This window comes from Cytobacillus sp. FSL R5-0377, from assembly GCF_038004385.1.
In the GTDB taxonomy this organism is placed as follows: Bacteria; Bacillota; Bacilli; order Bacillales; family Cytobacillaceae; genus Cytobacillus.
Genome location: NZ_JBBORA010000001.1, coordinates 924,961 through 942,970 on the forward strand (window position 1 = coordinate 924,961; position 18,010 = coordinate 942,970).

The 18,010-nt window shown below is 39.5% G+C and carries 22 protein-coding genes; 9 read left to right on the forward strand and 13 right to left on the reverse strand.

Going from position 1 to position 18,010, the window contains the following annotated elements:
- Positions 1-30: 30 nt before the first annotated feature.
- Entirely contained in the window at positions 31-813 is a 783-nt protein-coding gene (locus NSQ49_RS04545) for a C39 family peptidase (RefSeq protein WP_251283162.1), read from the forward strand.
- Between the two features lie 44 nt (positions 814-857).
- Here NSQ49_RS04545 and fadH read toward each other — a convergent pair whose 3' ends face one another.
- On the reverse strand, positions 858-1,622 hold the full coding sequence (fadH, locus tag NSQ49_RS04550; protein WP_159862486.1) for a 2,4-dienoyl-CoA reductase: 765 nt from the start codon (positions 1,620-1,622) through the stop codon (positions 858-860).
- Positions 1,623-1,874: 252 nt separating this feature from the next.
- On the opposite strand from fadH, the gene NSQ49_RS04555 reads away from it, so the two are divergent.
- The 5 genes from NSQ49_RS04555 (at position 1,875) to NSQ49_RS04575 (ending at position 5,948) form a co-directional block, all read left to right on the forward strand.
- On the forward strand, positions 1,875-2,750 hold the full coding sequence (locus NSQ49_RS04555) for a metallophosphoesterase (protein WP_251283161.1): 876 nt from the start codon (positions 1,875-1,877) through the stop codon (positions 2,748-2,750).
- A 122-nt stretch (positions 2,751-2,872) separates the two neighbouring features.
- Complete coding sequence (locus NSQ49_RS04560; RefSeq protein ID WP_159862747.1) at positions 2,873-3,370, forward strand: L,D-transpeptidase family protein; 498 nt, start codon at positions 2,873-2,875, stop codon at positions 3,368-3,370.
- Between the two features lie 128 nt (positions 3,371-3,498).
- Positions 3,499-4,107: a PadR family transcriptional regulator gene (locus NSQ49_RS04565; protein WP_159862484.1), complete on the forward strand. Its 609-nt coding sequence runs from the start codon at positions 3,499-3,501 to the stop codon at positions 4,105-4,107.
- Positions 4,104-5,384, forward strand: coding sequence for an MFS transporter (locus tag NSQ49_RS04570; RefSeq protein ID WP_251283160.1), 1,281 nt, complete (start codon positions 4,104-4,106; stop codon positions 5,382-5,384). Before NSQ49_RS04565 ends, NSQ49_RS04570 begins: the two co-directional genes overlap by 4 nt.
- A 78-nt stretch (positions 5,385-5,462) precedes the next feature.
- Positions 5,463-5,948, forward strand: a complete 486-nt coding sequence (locus NSQ49_RS04575) for a YkyB family protein (protein ID WP_201306472.1) — start codon at positions 5,463-5,465, stop codon at positions 5,946-5,948.
- Between the two features lie 237 nt (positions 5,949-6,185).
- Here the strand turns inward: NSQ49_RS04575 and NSQ49_RS04580 are convergent, their stop codons facing one another.
- The 4 genes from NSQ49_RS04580 to NSQ49_RS04595 form a co-directional block, all read right to left on the reverse strand.
- Complete coding sequence (locus tag NSQ49_RS04580; RefSeq protein WP_159862481.1) at positions 6,186-7,091, reverse strand: chemotaxis protein; 906 nt, start codon at positions 7,089-7,091, stop codon at positions 6,186-6,188.
- 251 nt (positions 7,092-7,342) lie between these two features.
- Positions 7,343-8,662 carry an MFS transporter gene (locus tag NSQ49_RS04585; protein ID WP_251283159.1) on the reverse strand — a complete coding sequence of 440 codons (1,320 nt, stop codon included), beginning with the start codon at positions 8,660-8,662 and terminating at the stop codon, positions 7,343-7,345.
- 51 nt (positions 8,663-8,713) lie between these two features.
- Positions 8,714-9,178, reverse strand: a complete 465-nt coding sequence (locus tag NSQ49_RS04590; RefSeq protein ID WP_159862479.1) for a DinB family protein — start codon at positions 9,176-9,178, stop codon at positions 8,714-8,716.
- A 110-nt stretch (positions 9,179-9,288) separates the two neighbouring features.
- The gene (locus NSQ49_RS04595; RefSeq protein WP_159862478.1) at positions 9,289-9,819 is read right to left on the reverse strand and encodes an RDD family protein; all 531 of its coding nucleotides are present in this window, start codon (positions 9,817-9,819) and stop codon (positions 9,289-9,291) included.
- A gap of 276 nt (positions 9,820-10,095) precedes the next feature.
- Here NSQ49_RS04595 and NSQ49_RS04600 point away from each other — a divergent pair, with 276 nt between their 5' ends.
- Together NSQ49_RS04600 and NSQ49_RS04605 are read left to right on the forward strand one after the other, a co-directional pair.
- Entirely contained in the window at positions 10,096-10,299 is a 204-nt protein-coding gene (locus tag NSQ49_RS04600) for a hypothetical protein (RefSeq protein WP_061793971.1), read from the forward strand.
- 109 nt (positions 10,300-10,408) lie between these two features.
- Positions 10,409-11,554: an aminotransferase A gene (locus NSQ49_RS04605; RefSeq protein WP_251283176.1), complete on the forward strand. Its 1,146-nt coding sequence runs from the start codon at positions 10,409-10,411 to the stop codon at positions 11,552-11,554.
- Between the two features lie 91 nt (positions 11,555-11,645).
- Here the strand turns inward: NSQ49_RS04605 and NSQ49_RS04610 are convergent, their stop codons facing one another.
- The 7 genes from NSQ49_RS04610 to NSQ49_RS04640 form a co-directional block, all read right to left on the reverse strand.
- Positions 11,646-11,825, reverse strand: coding sequence for a hypothetical protein (locus tag NSQ49_RS04610; protein WP_061793969.1), 180 nt, complete (start codon positions 11,823-11,825; stop codon positions 11,646-11,648).
- A gap of 75 nt (positions 11,826-11,900) precedes the next feature.
- On the reverse strand, positions 11,901-12,779 hold the full coding sequence (locus tag NSQ49_RS04615; RefSeq protein ID WP_251283158.1) for an NAD(P)-dependent oxidoreductase: 879 nt from the start codon (positions 12,777-12,779) through the stop codon (positions 11,901-11,903).
- Positions 12,780-12,971: 192 nt separating this feature from the next.
- Positions 12,972-13,433, reverse strand: coding sequence for a hypothetical protein (locus NSQ49_RS04620; RefSeq protein ID WP_251283157.1), 462 nt, complete (start codon positions 13,431-13,433; stop codon positions 12,972-12,974).
- A gap of 64 nt (positions 13,434-13,497) precedes the next feature.
- Complete coding sequence (locus tag NSQ49_RS04625; RefSeq protein ID WP_251283156.1) at positions 13,498-13,674, reverse strand: hypothetical protein; 177 nt, start codon at positions 13,672-13,674, stop codon at positions 13,498-13,500.
- Positions 13,675-14,148: 474 nt separating this feature from the next.
- The gene (gene ptsP, locus NSQ49_RS04630) at positions 14,149-15,864 is read right to left on the reverse strand and encodes a phosphoenolpyruvate--protein phosphotransferase (RefSeq protein ID WP_341070452.1); all 1,716 of its coding nucleotides are present in this window, start codon (positions 15,862-15,864) and stop codon (positions 14,149-14,151) included.
- A complete protein-coding gene (locus NSQ49_RS04635) occupies positions 15,864-16,130 on the reverse strand; it encodes a phosphocarrier protein HPr (protein WP_035328512.1) in 267 nt (88 codons plus the stop codon). Before NSQ49_RS04635 ends, ptsP begins: the two co-directional genes overlap by 1 nt.
- A gap of 393 nt (positions 16,131-16,523) precedes the next feature.
- A complete protein-coding gene (locus NSQ49_RS04640) occupies positions 16,524-16,823 on the reverse strand; it encodes a hypothetical protein (protein WP_159862472.1) in 300 nt (99 codons plus the stop codon).
- Between the two features lie 277 nt (positions 16,824-17,100).
- On the opposite strand from NSQ49_RS04640, the gene NSQ49_RS04645 reads away from it, so the two are divergent.
- Positions 17,101-17,385, forward strand: coding sequence for a hypothetical protein (locus NSQ49_RS04645; RefSeq protein WP_251283155.1), 285 nt, complete (start codon positions 17,101-17,103; stop codon positions 17,383-17,385).
- Positions 17,386-17,555: 170 nt separating this feature from the next.
- Here NSQ49_RS04645 and NSQ49_RS04650 read toward each other — a convergent pair whose 3' ends face one another.
- Positions 17,556-17,927, reverse strand: coding sequence for a cytochrome-c oxidase (locus NSQ49_RS04650; RefSeq protein WP_159862470.1), 372 nt, complete (start codon positions 17,925-17,927; stop codon positions 17,556-17,558).
- Between the last annotated feature and the right edge of the window lie 83 nt (positions 17,928-18,010).

Genomic DNA, 18,010 nt, shown 5'->3' on the forward strand with positions numbered 1-18,010 from the left:
ATCAGAACATCAAAAGAAAGAGGGTATTTTATGAGGAATTTCATGCTTATATCCCTTCTTATTCCTTTGCTTGGCTGCGGACATTCAGAACCGGCCAGTCCTGTCCAAGAGACTGATATGACTTCCAAAGAGCTGAATGCCCAAATACCAGTTAATGCAGAAAAGGAACAGCCGAAAGTAAAAGTCCAATCGACAGAACCTGCTACGGCTGTAAAAAAACGATCTGTGATCATTGATGTTCCACTAATTAAACAAAATCCGGAATTGAAGTATGGATGTGAAGTAACCAGCCTGACAATGGTTCTGCAGCACGCAGGTGTCAAAGTCGGGAAAATGGTTTTATACAATGAAGTAAAAAAAGATAGTGATCCGCTGATACGCTCAAAAGGTGATATTTTAAAATGGGGTAATCCTGCAGAAGGATTTGTAGGCGATATGACAGGAAGAACTGCCGGATACGCAGTTTTTGATAAACCAATTGAAGAATTGGTAAATAAATACCTTCCTGGAAGAGCCGTTAATTTAACCGGCCAAGATTTTGAAGCAGTTCTTATGCATGTCTCCAAAGGATATCCTGCTGTCGTCTGGACGACAGGTGACTATAGGCTTCCTGACCGCTGGGAATCGTGGACTCACTCCGGCAAAACCATTAAAACTCCATTGGATCTTCATGCAGTCGTATTGGTAGGATATGATGATCATTATGTTTTTCTAAACGACCCCCTCTCAGGAAAAAAACAGGTGAAGGTTTCAAAAGAGCGATTTAACTCTTCATGGAAAGCATTGCAGTCAAGAGCTGTAAGTTATCAATAGGTTATGTCAGCCGGCTGAAAATATTCAGCCGGCTTTTATATTCATTAGAACGGAAACTGGTTCAGCCACTGGCCGCCATCCATTGTAATGCACTCTCCATTAATATAACCTGCATGCTCAGAGAATAGAAAGAAGGCCAATTCTGCAATTTCTTCCGGCTTTCCAAGCCTGCCCAGCGGCACACTTTGAAGTGTCCTTTGTGCAGCCTTTTCCGATTCCCACAGCCGGTCTGCCCCTCCCGTCCTTTCAATTGGACCTGGAGCTATAGCATTTACCCTGATACCGTATTTTCTTCCCCATTCGACAGCCAATGTTCTTGTCATGGATAACACCCCAGCTTTTGCGGCAGCTGAGTGTATAACTCCAGCTCCAGCGTCCCATGCATATGTAGCTACCATATTGATTATGCTTCCCTTAATTCCCTTTTCAATCCAGTATTTGCCGACTTCGCTCGAACAATAAAAGGTTCCATTCAACACAATATTAATAACAGAATTCCAGCCATTTGCACTTAGCTCCTCAGCAGGGCATATGAAGTTTCCTGCAGCATTATTGACAAGGAAGTCAACCTGCCCAAACGTATTAAGCGTTCCTTTAAGCATATATTTAACATGTTCAATCTCGCGGACATCCATTTGAATGGTCAAAACTTGTCCCTTTGATGTTTCAATTTCAGCTTTGGCTGTCTCGAGGCGTTCGGCGTTTCTGCCTGTTATAACCACATTCGCACCGGCTTCAGCAAAACGCTTTGCCATAAATTTCCCCATGCCGCTGGAACCGCCAGTAACAATGACTGTTTTATTTTTCATCCTAATTCCCCTTCCAAAAAATGAATGATCATTCATTTATATTTTACCATTAAATATAGAATTTTCGAATTATTATTTATAAATAAATACTTAAATCAATTTAAGGAAAATGAAGGATAAAAAACAAGCATAGTTACTCCTTCTTTTTAATAGGATAGTTTGATAGTATTAAAGATACTGTAATGAGAAGGCCTTCTTTCTCTTCTCGTACAAACTCCAGTAAAAATTTTTAAAGATAGGTTGGTATGTCCAATGCCGGAAAAATTGTCCAGAAGATCTTTTCTAAAAAGAACTCTCGGCTTTTTTGCTGCTGTGTGTGGTATTAGTGCAGGCGGTTATTATTATTCACGGGAAATTGAGCCTCGGCTCCTGGAAATCACAAACTACAAAATATCTGACAGTGCAATTCCCCAAGCATTCAATAATAAAAAAATTATCCAATTCAGCGACACCCATTTAGGATTTCAGTATGAACTGAAACAGCTTGAAGAATTGATTGAAAAGATAAACAGCCTGAAGCCTGATATTGTATTCTTTACAGGTGACCTGATGGATGAACCAAATAAATATCAGGAGGCAGACCAGATTGCACCGATCCTGAAAAGAATTCAGGCACCGCTTGGCAGATTTGCTATTTATGGGAATCATGATCACGGGGGCTATGGTTCAGATATCTATAAATCTATTATGGAAGATTCAGGATTTACTCTTTTACTGAATGAAAATCGCAAACTCGAATTTTCCGGAAGCAGCATTGGGATTATAGGCATTGATGATGCTATGCTCGGAAGGCCAGACATAAAGCTGGCCAGCGAAAATATGGACGAGGCATCATATAACATTTTATTGTCCCACGCACCGGATTTAGCAGATGCAGCCTCTGCTTTCAGCATCAACCTGCAGTTGAGCGGCCATAGTCATGGCGGCCAAATAAAACTCCCATTCTTTGGAGCCTTAGTTAAACCTCCTCATGCTGAAAGATACTATGAAGGTTTTTATGAAATTGGCCGTCAAAACCCTTTAACTCTTTATGTAAACAGAGGGCTTGGGACAACCAGACTGCCCTTCCGCTTTTTGTCCAGACCGGAACTGACGGTGTTTACCCTGCAATCAGACAGCAGCAAGTAATGGGAAAGCAAATTATGCTGCTTTCCTTTTTTAATGCATTCAGGACATAATTCAAGCAATAAGTTACAAGATGATTTTCTCATGCATATATTAATAAACCTTATAAGAATGAGGTGGTTGCTATTTACCATATAGTAAAGCCTGGTGAAACAATGTCTGTCATCGCGCAAAATTACCGCCGCCCTCTAAGCAGGCTATTGGCGGCAAACCCTGCCATTGTTAATCCAGGGCTAATTTATCCTGGCCAGCGAGTCTTAATACCAGGACTGCCTGAACCGGATTCCATACCATATACAATTATAGTTTCAAGAGGCAAAAAAACCTTAACTCTTTTATCTAACGGTACCGTGCAAAAAGTCTATCCCATTGCAGTAGGAAAAATGCTGACGCTAACCCCAATTGGAGAGTTTGTAATTGTGAACAGAGAACCTGACCCCGGCGGCCCATATGGGGCCATGTGGCTTTCTCTATCTAAATACGGCTATGGAATTCACGGAACCAATAACCCTTCTTCAATCGGCCAATCTGTTTCCAAAGGCTGTATACGCATGTATAACCAGGATGTACTGCAATTGGCAAGCATAGTGCCAAATGGCACAAGGGTAATCATACAGCCATAGAGAACATCCTCCTTCAAAAAAGCTTTCGCTTAAAAATTGCGAAAGTTTTTTATTTTTTGTTGATTTTTTTATAAACATAACATATCATATTGATATATCATACTGATACATTGAAAGGAGAATTATCCTTGTCTGTAGAACATACCATCCTAGCTGTACTAAGCTTTTGGCCCAGCACGGGATATAAAATCAAATCTGAATTTGAACACAAAGCTGCTGGCCTATATTGGGGAATGAGCTATGGGAGCATATATCCCAAATTAAAAAAGCTGGAAGAAGAAGGATTTATCTATACACTCGAACAGGAAGACGATGGAAGAAGAAAAAAAATGTATGAACTCACAGCTAAAGGCTGGAAAGAGTTTGAGAATTGGCTGAGGACACCTCCTGCTTTCCCTGTTATTAAAGATGAACTGCTAATGAAAATGTCAACCTGGCATGAAGATATGGATAATGAAGTGCTAATCAGCCATTTATTAAAAAGAAAAGAGGAAGCTTCAGATATCCTTAAATTCGTAAAGGAGTGGCCTGGAAATGGGTATTCCTATGTCAGCAAGCTTGGCTCTCTCTCAATTCGATATGCCGAAATGAAGCTTGAAACAGAAATTAAATGGATAGAGGAATCAATTGAAGCTCTACAAACAGATAATCTGCCGGACGGCCAGGACCCTTATGGCAATACGGAAAAGCTGCTGAACAGGCGGAGGATGGCCATCGGAAAGGATGAAGGAAAATGACAGCGAAACCAGGAATCTTTAAACCGCTCAAACTAAAATCCTTTCGCGTACTTTTTGGTGCCCAGTTATTTTCCGACCTGGGGAACTGGCTTGATTTTATTGCGTTGCAGGTTATTGTCGCTTATCACTGGGGGCTGGATGAAACGGCCATTGCCTCAGTTATTATCGTTCTTGGTCTTCCCTGGGTCATCATTGGCCCATTTGCGAGTGTGTTTGTGGATAGAATGCCCAAAAAGGCAGTTATGATCGTTTGCCTCCTTTTAAGAGTAGTCTTTGTAGCAGGCTTATTTTACGCCCCTAATCTATACATTCTGCTTTTATTTGTGTTTTTAAAAGGAACCGTTTCGGCACTTTATGATCCGGCCAGGCAGAGTGTCATCCGGATGATTGTACCTGAAAACATGCTGCCTGAAGCAGTAACTTTAAGCCAGCTTTCAGTTAACATGATGAAAATTGCCGGGCCGGCATTAGGAGGGGGAATAATAGCTGTTTTTGGACCTAAAAGCCCTTTTTTGTTTGAAGCTGCAGGATTCCTTATAGCTGTTTTTTTCCTCTTGTTTCTTCCCAGCTTAAAGTCCTTTGAAGAATCAGATAATATTTTGGATGGCGGACACGCAAACAAAAGGAGTTTTTGGAAAGACTTTTCCGATGGAATTCGGCATATTTCCTGTACACCTCTTTTGAAGATCTCGATTATTCTTTCTTCTGCAGCTTTTTTCATTATTTTCCTTTATGATGGTCTGTTTGTCTTTATTGCAAAACAGATTGGGTTTAATGAGGGGAATTTTGGTATGCTCATCAGTGCAGTGGGAGCAGGCAGTGTTGCCGGTTCACTTTTGCTGGGCCAATGGACAGGGTGGAACCGGAAGCCCATCCATTTAATGAGTTCTTCAGCCATCTTAAGCGGCACCTTAATAGCAGCTGTTGGACTTGGAGGTTTAGGTTTTCTTAATTTGCCACAACTGGCCTGGATAATCGGTGCATGTCTTTTAGGTCTCTTAGGTGCAGGAGAATCTGTTCCCTACGGCTATGTTCTTCAATCTGAAACACCAAAGCAAATGATGGGCAGGGTTTCTGCTGCCGCTATGTCCCTGCAGACTTTTTCGATGCTTATTGCGCCTGCGGCAGGTGCTCTTCTGGCAAAAAAGCTAGGCGCCTCTTTTGTTATGATTGGCGCAGGCTTTGCTACGACATTATTGGGACTCACCATGCTTATAATTATATGGAAAAAATCTGGATATTTTCAGCCCGTTAGCAGTAAACAGCTGGACGCATAAGCTTTTATTGTCTCAACTCTATACTATGTTGGTTTTATTGCCTAAAAGGGGTATAATACGTTTATACCCCTTTAAAATATGAAAGGAGATTGGAAATTGAATTCTGACAAGAAACAATATCCCCATCTGCAACCAACGGTTGAAAACCTCTCTCAAGCCATCTTCACCGTTAACCGCCATGCAAAGACAGCACCAAATCCTAAATTTTTGTATAAATTAAAGCATGATGCATTGCACAAGCTGATCAAAGAAGGTAAAGCCCAAAAAGCTGGCTTGCATTATTCAGGTAATCCTAAAAACAGCCAGCAGCAATCTGATGTTCTTGTAAAGTGCGGGAATTATTCTTTTCACCTCCCGCCATCTAAAGAGGATTTTTTAGAGCTTCCGCATTTGGGCAAGCTGGATTCCTTCGTCCGAAATCCAAAGTCCTCCTTATCACTTAATGCAGCGAAAAAATTGCTAATGTCATATACAGGACTAAAGGAGCTTAATAGCCCGCCGAATGAAAAAAAACAGCGCTATCAAAAACCAGTATTTAAAAAATTAGGAGAAAGTTACTTTTAATCATTGAAAGTACTAGTGCCAGCTCACCCCCGGCAAGCAGAAAAAGAGGTTCTCAATGAAAAGCTTAGTTTATATGGTGAGAAATGAAGAGGGCGGCTGCCCCGGAAGCCGAACCTAGACAAGCCTGTGAACTCAAGGAGGCAGACGCTGGAGCTGAACAGTTATCAAGATTACAGTTTTACTTTCATACCTAACACTAAAAAAGCTGGAATGAAGAAATCCAGCTTTTTAGTTTGCTTATAAAGCATGCTGATCAATTAAAAGCACTAATTCTGCAATTTCCGGCTTGCTCACCTGTGCATCCGCTCCAACCATCTGTCCTTTATGGCGAAGATCTTCAGTAATCAATGAAGAAAAAATGATTACAGGAAGTTTTGCAAGTATCGGATCATCTTTCACCTTTTTAGTCAGATGATGTCCATCCATTTGCGGCATTTCGATATCGGTAATCATGAGCTGCACTTCGTCAGTGACATTCCGTCCGGACGCTGCTAATGAGTGAAGATATGTATAAGCTTCAAATCCGTTTTCAAAAAATTTGATCCGGGAAAATCCCGCTTCATTCAATGTATCGTTCAAAAGCTTTCTTAATAATGGAGAATCCTCCGCTATAATCAGCTTCTTATTAGATCTTTCACGCTTTCCAAGTTTTTGCACCTTTTGAATGCTGATCCCTGAATCCGGATTTATTTCTGTGACCATTTTTTCAAAATCAAGCATCAGGACCATCTCTCCACCTAGTTTAATGATTCCGATAATCTGACTTTCCTGCCCCTGGTACATTTCAGATGGTTTTTCTATTTGGTTCCAGGAAATTCGGTGGATTTTCGAAACATTATGAACATGAAAAACAATTTTCTGCTGATTAAACTCTGTCACAATAAACTTATCCTGCTGCGGGGTTTCTGATGAAGCCATATTCAATGAAGAAGCTACATCAACCACAGGAAGCACCTCACCTCTCAGTTCAATGATTCCTTCAATATTTCTATGTGAATGAGGGACAGGAGTGACCTGCACAGGGTTTATAATTTCCTTCACTTTGATCACATTAATTCCGAATTTATTCCTGCCTATCGAAAATTCAACAATTTCTAGTTCATTTGTTCCACTTTCAAGTAAAATGCCTTTATTCTGATCCACTTCTTTTCGTCCTTCCTTTTCCATCTGCCTATTTCAAATCCTGCCCTTCAAATAATAACTCTTCAAGAAGAGCACATGCTACTATCTGAGTCTTTTTCTCTATTAATATACCATGAATGGATAAAATTTCTTATGCAAATTTGATATATCATGTAAAAAGTCCCGATTTATACAGCAGCAGTCAGTAATGTTAATACTAAAAAGCAGGCCCTTAGCGGCCTGCTTATGGAATCTAAACAAGATGTACTGCTTTATTCAGGAATGCTTTCTTCTTTAATTTTTGAATGAACGAGCAGTCCAATTACAGTCAAAATCATCAATGAGCCAAGTGCCAGTCTGCTTGCCAGGTTTCCGTAGCTTGCAAAGATCAGGGTTATGCTTCCGTAAATGAGCGGACCAATAATAGAAGATACTTTTCCTGAAAAGGCAAACAAACCAAAAAACTGTCCTCTTTTATCTTCAGGAGTTAATTCCACTATATACGTTCTTGTGGTTACCCACATCGAACCCAGGGCAACGCCAAACATGCTGCCGGCAATCCAGAACATGACTTCATTGACAGCGCCAACCGCAATTGCCAATGCAACAAGAAGAAGGATACCAACATACTTTACCGCTTTATTTGCTCCTTTCGCCTTGGTTATATAGCCAAATACAAAAGATCCAATTATACTCGAAACCGTGGAAACCAGATATAACAAAATGAATTTGCCAGTTGTAAAACCGACTATCGTTTTTGCATAAACGGCCATCATCGCAATCGTTGTAGCTATTGCATCATTTAAGAAAAAATAAGCAATCATGAAAGTGAAAATTGATTTATAATGTTTCATTTCTTTAAAAGTCTGCCAGACTTCCTTATAGCCTGATAAAAATGTTTGTTTTTCTTTTACCTGGCTGGGCTTATCTTTAACAAAGAAAAATAGCGGCAATGAAAACACCAGAAATAAAATAGCAGTTGGTATGAAGGATTCGTGAAAACCATCATCACCTACAAACAAATAAACAGTCAGTCCTACAAGGGTTCCAATATAACCGACTGCTACTCCGAAACCCGAAATCAGCGGAATATCCTGTTTTGTTCCCAAGTCTGAGATCATTGCATCGTAAAAAACCAGACTGGAATGGAAAAAAAACTTTGCAATAACAAAACAAATAATAACCAGTGCAAGATAAACAGGCAGCCCAAATACTTTCCCGCTAAATTGGCTGGATGCAAAAACTCCCATAAAAATCGTTGCCATGACAGTAATAAGAGTGAATATAACTATATATTTCTTTTTTCTTCCTGTCCGGTCTATCATAACCCCGAACAAGGGGGAAAACAGGACAAGAAAAAAGCTTGCCAACGCATTAGAATAAGATATAAAAGTACTAGCAATCTGATTTAAAACTTCGTTCTCCCCTATTACTTCCTGCAGGTAAAAAGGAAAAAATATCGTATTAATGTTGGATGAAAAAATGGTATTCGCAAAATCATATAGTGCCCATGATACGATTGGCAGGGTCATATACAGGCGCAGAGAATTGAATTTCCCCGGTTTCTTAAGCTCCGTTCTTTCTATTTCCATGCCATCAGCTCCTTCATTAAAAAAACAGTTAGACTGTCACCGCCCAGCATATTAAACCCTGATGCCGGCTGCCTGATTAATTTGCTTTTTATGGTGTATGTCATGTTTTATAAAATCTGCAAAATAATCACGGACAGTTAAGGCAGTACCTCCAATTGTAAATGCTGTATTCAGGTTTTCTTCAGTCATCCCTTTCAGGATATCAAGGAACTGTTTTCTTACTTCTAATAGTTCTTCAATAATTTCTATTTGTGCATGCTTTTGAGAATATTCTGCTGCAGCATCATTCACATACTGAAACTCAGGAAAGCTCTCAAGTTCTGCACCCTTTTTAAAAAATGGGAAGCGCTTCTCAAGGGAAAACCGATCCCAGAATAACAGATGGGCAACCACTGCGGCAATTGGCCATTTCCCGGCTTTAACAGGTTTTAGCCACGTTTCCTGGTCAAGCACTTTTATAGACTCAAGCCACACTGAAAAAGATTCATAGTGTGTAATAATTTCATTCTTTTGCATTTTCACCCTCCCTTTCTAAAAATATATTCTGCATGCAGCCAATAAATCCTTTTAAGTGCAAATCCTAAAAAAACTGTATAGCAGCTAGGCCATACAGCTTCTTTTTGGAGTTATTTTTTTAAAACAACTGTGCCCGCGATTAGATCATGCAATGCCTGTTTTTTCTCTGTAAAAGCAGCAATGATATAGCCGATTAGGAAAATTCCAGATAGGATTGCCATAGCAAAATATCTCCCAAGTGCTCTCCAGAAAGAAATGCGATCACCATTCAAATCAGTCACTTTTAATCCAAGCAGCTTTTTGCCCACAGTCCCCTGCCATGGGGATGCATGCAGGCCAGCAAAATAGGCAACAGCAGCAACAAGATTGACAAGAAATGTTACTCCAAGTGCGCCAAAATAGGATCCCATGAATGCAAGAGCTTCTGCATCTGTCATCTCTGCTTCCATATAAGATGGGTCGCTTATCATCATGTTAAAAGCGTCAGAAGTGCCAAAGAAGATCATAAATATAACAATGCTCAGAATAGTAAGCGGGATTCCGATAATAATAGAATCAATTAAATAGGCCGCAAACCGTTGCCAGAATCCGCCATATTCCTTTGTGCTTTCATAAGGCTGCTTCTCTAAAGATGTCTCCACTTAAAAACCTCCTTAAAATAAATAAGCAGGAAACTAACATTCTAAAATTATAGTTTCCACTATCTACTAATGTTAATCTCTAAATGAATTATATTCAACTCTTTGTAAAATTTTACACAGATTAATTTTTATCGAATATTTTTTAAACGTTTTCATCTTGACTATTCTGTGAACACTCATCTAACACTGTAGACACTCTCTTTGGCAAGGCATAAAATAAGACTGTAAAGCAGAAAGTAACGTTTTACATAAATTATAAAAGAGGTGCAATCAGGCATGAAAGGTACAGCAATCCTTTACCATGATGATCATAAAGTTACGATTTTGGAAAATGTGGAGCATTCTGTGTTCGAGGAAATGAAAGATCAATGCGGCGATAAGCATTGCCATTGCCATATAGAAAATAAAGTCATCGACTTTGGGGCTGTATCCCCTGTTTTATGGCATGAAGATGAGGTGGATTGGGATTACGGATATTAATTATATTTTTGCAGGCTCTGAATAGAACTCGGAGCCTGTTTTATTTTTTACTGTTTGCCGAACTGCCAAAGTGTTAGAATATAGATTATGATGACGCGAGGTGAATACATTGGATCATTTAATCAACCAAAGAGTGAAGGACATCGAAATTTCCGGAATCAGAAAATTTTTCAATATGGTGGCCGGCACCAAAGATATGATTTCTCTTACAATTGGACAGCCTGACTTCCCTACACCATTGCATGTGAAAGAAGCAGCTAAACAGGCAATCGACAATAACTTTACCTCCTATACACATAATGCAGGCGATATCCGTTTGCGTGAAGCTGCAGCTTCTTTTGTAAAGACAAAATATAATCTTACATATAATCCTGAATCTGAAGTTATTGTGACATCAGGTGCGAGTGAAGCAATTGATATTGCCTTTAGAACCATTTTGGACGAAGGCTCTGAAGTAATCCTGCCAGGTCCTGTTTATCCCGGATATGAGCCAATCATAAAGCTTTGCGGTGCAGTTCCGGTACATGCTGATATTTCGAAAAACAAGTTTAGATTTACTGCTGAATTAATTGAGAAACATATAAGTGAAAAAACAAGATGCATAGTTCTTCCATACCCCTCGAATCCCACAGGAGTCAGTCTTACTGTGGAGGAACTTGAGCAAATTGCAGCACTTGTTAAAGGCAAAGAGATCTTTATCCTTGCTGATGAAATATACAGCGAACTGATCTATGATCAAAGCCATCACTCGATTGCTTCCCTTTTACGGGAGCAAACGATTGTAATTAATGGGTTATCAAAGTCACACTCAATGACAGGCTGGCGTATTGGGCTATTATACGCACCGGAAAATCTGGCAAAGCATATCCTGAAGGTTCATCAGTATAATGTGACTTGTGCAGCTTCTGTCTCCCAGATGGCAGCACTTGAAGCACTCACAGCAGGTATCGATGACGCGCTGCCTATGAGACAGGACTATGCCAAACGCCGCGACTATGTTTATGAGCGATTAGTAAAAATGAATTTGGATGTTGTCAAACCTGATGGAGCTTTTTATTTCTTTGTAAAAATACCGGATGATTCAATGACATCCTTTGAATTTGCCCTTACACTTGTAGAAAAAGCAGGAGTAGCTGTCGTTCCGGGCAGCGCATTTTCCTCATATGGAGAAGGCTATTTCCGCATTTCTTTTGCTTATTCCATGGAAACCTTGAAAGAAGGCCTTAACAGAATTGAAAAGTTTCTGAAGGTCTAGAATGTTTATACTAAAGGCGCCATTCCCATTTTCAGGAACTGGCGCTTTTTTCATTTAAAAAAGGCAAGCTCCAGCCTGCCCTTTCTTGTGATTATTGACCCTTATATTTTCCGTTGTTTTTTGGTGCTTTTTCCTTTTTGGCTTTATCCTTGTGTATTTTATTTGTATCAGCACTTCCAAATTCATGGGAGAATTCAGAATCAATGACAGCAGAATCGAAGCCTTTTTTATTCTTCTGCTGAGGATCATTTTTCTTGTTTCTTTTTGCCACTTGTCTAACCCCCCTTTTCACTTTCTTAATTAGTTTGAAGTGAAAAAAGAGGGTTTATTCATAAAAAGGGGCTTATTAATCTTCCCAATATTTATACAATGCCTGTGTACCGCTGTTTTCTTCTCCCTTTTCAGCAAGCTCAGCATACATTTTCTTTGCGAGGGAGAGCCCTGGTGTCATCATGCCCATTGCTTCTGCTTCATCTAAAGCAATATTCATATCCTTAATGAAATGTTTAATGTAAAAGCCCGGTTCAAAGTTCCCCTCAATCATTCTGGGTGCCAGATTAGATAAAGACCAGCTGCCAGCTGCACCAGATGATATGCTTTGGAGCACTGTCTTCGGGTCCAAACCTGCTTTTTCAGCATAAACGACAGCTTCACATACCCCGATCATATTTGAGGCAATCGCAATTTGGTTGCACATTTTCGTATGCTGTCCGGCTCCTGCTTTCCCTTGATAGACGATATTTGTTCCGAGCAGATTGAGAATTGGTTCTACGGCCAAAAATGCTTCCCTGTCTCCTCCTGCCATAATTGAAAGACGGGCATCTCTCGCACCTATATCTCCTCCGGAAACCGGGGCATCTAATGCATGCATGCCTAATATGCCTGCTTCTTCGTATATTTTTTTGGCCAATGTAGGTGTTGAGGTAGTCATGTCAATTACATATGTATTTTCTCTGCCATTTGTTATAATACCATGATCCCCGAGATACACTTCCTCTACATCTGCCGGATAGCCAACAATTGTAATAATAACATTTGCTTTCTTTGCAACTGCTGAAGGCGTCTCAGCCCACTCCGCCCCTTTCTCTAACAGTTCAGAGGCTTTTTCTTTAGTTCTTGTATACAGTACTAATGAATAACCGGCATTCAATAAGTGTCCTGCCATACTCTTGCCCATAACCCCTGTTCCTACAAATCCTATAACTGTATTTTCAGGTGAAATCATGGTACCCTCTCCCTTGAAATAATCTGAATTTTTATATCAATTCTACCATTATTTTTGTTTTTATAAAAATATTAGGATTCCAGGAACGACAAAAGACCAGGCAGGCGCCTGGTCCATCCCCAATTTTATGCGTGTAATTTATAATACCCAATATTGGGAGAAACAAAACACTTTTCTTACATTTACCTATCTTTAAAGCTGGGATGAAAAATTGTTTAAGAATGCTCTCGCGATCACTTCATCCTCATTTAAAATTTCGACTGAAACCGCATCTTCCTGCACAATCATTTTTTCTAATTCGAAAACATGCAGATCCTGTGTTAGAGGAATGGGATCCATAAAAATATAGTTCCCCTTTTCATTATTGGCTTCTATATATTCCCCGTCAATAATAGTATCTTCCCCATAAATAAACTCATCCGTTCCAAGGGCAGCTGCCAGTTTTTCATTATGTATGGAAACTTTTACTTTGTATAATTCCTCCTCTGAAAGAATTTTATCATTGATTTTAAACCTGAACTGCAGCTCATTTTTTTTAGTCAGCAGGGCTTCTGCGTGGCTATTGACAATTGAATCCTGGTTACCCTGCATACACCCCGTCAAAATGAATGCCAATATGGTGAAAAAAATTAGGCTTATGCTTTTTTTATTCACAAAGAATTCCTCCTTTTTCATTACCTTTTCCTTTCACGCCTGACAATAAACCCCAATTGCACAACTAAATCCTTATCGAACAGATATTATAGGCAATAAATAAAAGAAGCCCTTCATAGGCTTCTTCAATGTAATACGCGGGTGATAAAAGGGCTTTGTTTCTCATATAAGTCGTTCTGCTGTTTTTCTTTAATGCATCTATATCGATCATGAAAGAGAAGCTGATTATTATAGTAACCATTTTCTATCTCTCCTTTTAATAATGTAGCTTTATTATGCAGGAGTTTAGGATTTCCGATAACAACCATAAAATGGGAACTTTGTCATCCTTAAGACTGAAAACGGGTTAATTTTAAAGTCTGTTTTCGTATAAGATGCTGGCCTTAAGTCTCCCACAATTGTATGTTTATAGCGATCCATAGACTCGCTTGCACGGGGCGGCCGGGTAGAGCTTCGTTGTGAGCACTGCACACTTTTGCGGGACGGTGAATAAGCTTTCTAGCGTGAACACAAGAAATTCACGCATCCCTCTACAAGTCAATAAGAAAAAGCAGATACCTCTTTCGGAAAAGCAAAAAAATAAACCGGCCTGCAATGGCCGGTTTAAAAAAGGGGGGAAAATGAGAATGATCAGCTTAATTAAGTCTGACCTAAGTGCTTACTTCTAATTTACCCGGGAAATTATATTTAAAACACACAAATTATTACAGTTAGATTACAGTTTAGCTGTTTCTTTTACAGCTTGGACTACTTCTTCAGCTGTATTCATATGAAGCGCTCTTTCAGCCAGTGCTTCCATGTCCTTTTTGTTCAGGCGGCTGATTTGAGAACGAGCTTTAAGGATTGAAGTAGCACTCATGGAGAACTCGTCAAGTCCTAATCCCAGCAGTAATGGAATTGCCGTTTCGTCCCCAGCCATTTCACCGCACATTCCTGCCCACTTTCCTTCTTTATGCGCTGCATCAATAACCATTTTTACTAAACGCAGGATTGCAGGGTTGTACGGCTGGTAAAGGTAAGAAACACGTTCATTCATGCGATCTGCAGCCATTGTGTACTGAATAAGATCATTAGTGCCTACACTGAAGAAATCAACTTCTTTAGCGAATTGCTCAGCCATAACAGCCGTTGAAGGAATTTTAACCATAATTCCGATTTCAATGTTGTCGGCAACCTGTACGCCCTCGCTAATAAGTTTTTGCTTTTCTTCCTCAAGGATTGCTTTGCCCTGACGGAATTCATCCAGCGTGGCAATCATTGGGAACATAATTTTTAGGTTTCCATAAGTGCTGGCTCTTAATAAAGCTCTTAATTGCGTCCTAAACATGCCCTGCTCTTCCAAACATAGGCGAATCGCCCGGAAGCCAAGGAATGGGTTCATTTCCTTTGGAAGGTTCAGATATGGAAGCTCTTTATCACCGCCGATATCCAGTGTGCGGACTACAACTGGTTTTCCGCTCATCCCTTCCAGTACAGCTTTATAGGAGTCAAACTGCTCCTCTTCTGTTGGAAGCTGATCCCTTCCCATATATAAAAATTCCGTACGGTAAAGGCCAACGCCTTCTCCGCCATTTTCAACTACACCCTTCAAATCTTTCGGAGTACCAATATTCGCTGCCAATTCCACATGATGGTCATCAGCTGTAACTGATTTTTCGTTGACAAGCTTGGCCCATTCAGCTTTTTGCTCCTCGAATTTACGGTGCTCTTCTTTGTATTCGGCGATTGCCTCCGGGGTCGGATTAATATGTACTAAACCTTTTAATCCATCCACGATAATCAGGTCGCCATTTTTAATTTGCTTTGTGGATTCTTTTGTTCCCACTACTGCTGGAATTTCCATGGAACGGGCCATAATAGCCGAGTGAGATGTTCTGCCGCCGATGTCAGTTGTAAATCCTTTTACGTACTGGCGATTTAGCTGAGCAGTATCAGATGGTGTCAAGTCTTCAGCAATTATGATAACTTCTTCTGCAATCATGCTGGGATTTACGATTTGCACTCCAAGCAAATGTGAAAGTACACGCTTCGTTACATCACGGATATCCGCTGCACGTTCTTTCATGTATTCATTGTCCATTTGTTCAAACATTGTAATGAACATATCCGCAGTCTCTTTTAAAGCAGATTCAGCGTTAACTTTATCTGTTTTGATTTTATCTTCAATTGGCGAAATTAATTCCGGATCACTCAATACTAGAAGATGAGCATCGAAAATAGCTGCTTTATCTGCACCAAGCTCTTTATGTGCATTATCGCGGATAACTTCCAATTCTCCTTTAGATTCAGCTAATGCTGCTTGAAAGCGTTCCACTTCCTGTTCAGCATTTTCTACAGTCAATTTATTAAAAGAGAGATCCGGCTCAACCAAACGGTAAGCTTTAGCGATTGCAATACCGCTTGACGCCGCAATTCCAGTTAAGAAGCTCATTATTCAGCCAATCCTTCTTTTTTCAATGTTTCTTCAAGGCTGTTAAGCGCATCCTGTTCATCACTGCCTTCAGCAATAATTGTAATATCTGCACCTTGTCCAACACCTAAAGACATAACGCCCATGATTGATTTAAGGTTTACTTTCTTTTCCTTGTACTCAAGGTGAATTTCTGAGTCAAATTTGCTGGCAGCTTGTACAAGCATTGTAGCTGGACGAGCGTGAATTCCTGTTTCTGCAGTTACTTTAAATTGTTTTTGTACCATATGGGATCAATCTCCTTCGTATTTTTGAATATGAATTAAGATGTGCAAGGCGTTGCCTCACGAACTTAATGACGGGAACTGGAATTTTCAGCAAAACCAGCAGCAGGATGAATCCATTAAATTCCGTCCTATATGCTGTTTTATTTTTTCCAATGCCCTATTATTCATGTATATAGTTGTGCAAAAAGGCTGAGAAAAATTACTTCATTAACTTCTTCAGGTAACTATTCAGCTTTTCGAACACTTCTATAGAATCAGGTAGGATTACCGGGCTGTAATTAAGTCATCGGACAACTTACATCTCAGACAAAAGAATAGCACTTCACATTCATTTAGACAATGAAAAACCCTTAATTTTTAACGTTTGTTCATATTTTTTTGAGTAAAACGCTTTCATTTTCCAAGGTTTTCAACATGATACTTATCCTGTCTTCTAACATGCTTTGAAGTTTCTTTGTATTGAAGGATATTATAGCCTATTCTCATTTTTGAAATAGTTCCCTTCAGGGCTGTTTCATGATCGCCTTCCATGTCTGTATACAGTGCTGCAAGATCCGCGACCGACCGGGCCATCAATTCTATGACATGTTTCAGGTCTTCATAATGATAAGTAGTGTTATCTTCCATTAGGTGCTCAAGTATATCCTGAGATAAGCTTTTCACTCTGTATGCTTTTTCTTTTTCAAGTTTCATTCTTTATCCCGCCTTTTTGATTAATTTCTCAATTATATGCGGGACATAAGAGTGAAATGCTGTAAGCTTAATTTCCTAAAGGAAGCGATTAGTGTTCATGATGAACCAGCTCACAATTTCCTTTTCCCCTCTAGGTTCACTCTTTATCACAAAGGCCAGTCAGGATTTTAACAAGATTAAACTATGAAAAAGTAAAAAAACTATTGGAAATGTTAAAATGTTAAAGAGGCAGTCATCTTTCAGGCAGTTTAACGTTAGAATTAATGAGGTGGAGGAAATGCCGAAAATTTATTATTCAATAGGAATGATTATATTATTATTTGTTGAATTAATAATAGGTTATTTTTTTCATAAAAAGTACGCTGGTATAATGGGAACTGATCAAACCGGAATATACGGTAATAATGCAAAATTAATTTTTTACAAAAGATATAATGCTGAAGTCTTTCCTATGCAAAACCTAAAATATAAAGGTGATAATGTATATGTTTTCTTTTCTGGTCTGGCGAAAATTCCCCTAATCATCATGGGGATTATTTGCCGTAATAGAGATGAAATCTAATCTTAGCTATATGATGCCTAAAAAGCTCAGAGCATATTGACTCCGAGCTTTTTTGTGCTAATTTCTCTGTTAAAGCGGCTGCTGACTCAACTGCGAAAAGCACTGCTAATCTGAATTCTGCTCTTCAAAACCGAACCCGTTAATACTCTTCCATCCGATACATTTAGTTACTAGTCTGCTTTTAGGTTTTTCAGTAAGTTCCATACGAAACTCATTATGGCGACTGCCGTAAAAGTGGCTCCAACAGCTGTACCCGAAAGAAAAGCATTATTCTCTGTTACCGGGACTAAAGACAGTGACAGCATCATGATTGGCAGGCCAATATTATGAAGCCAAAAATGCCACATCCCAGCTTTCCCAACTGCAAGAGCAGGAAATAGGTAATATAGGATTCCTGCCAAAGTCAAGGACGTCCACCCAAGTAAATTAATATGGACATGAACAGGCCCTAATAAATAAGAATGAGTACTGGACATATAATACCCCAGCAGAATCCCAACGGCAAAGTATTCGGAAGAAATCTTAATCATGGTAATGCCCATTAAACCCTTCCCTAAAATCGTTCTAAAACATTAATAGAACATGAGCCTATAGAACCATTTAGAACAAGGTAATTGTTTCTATT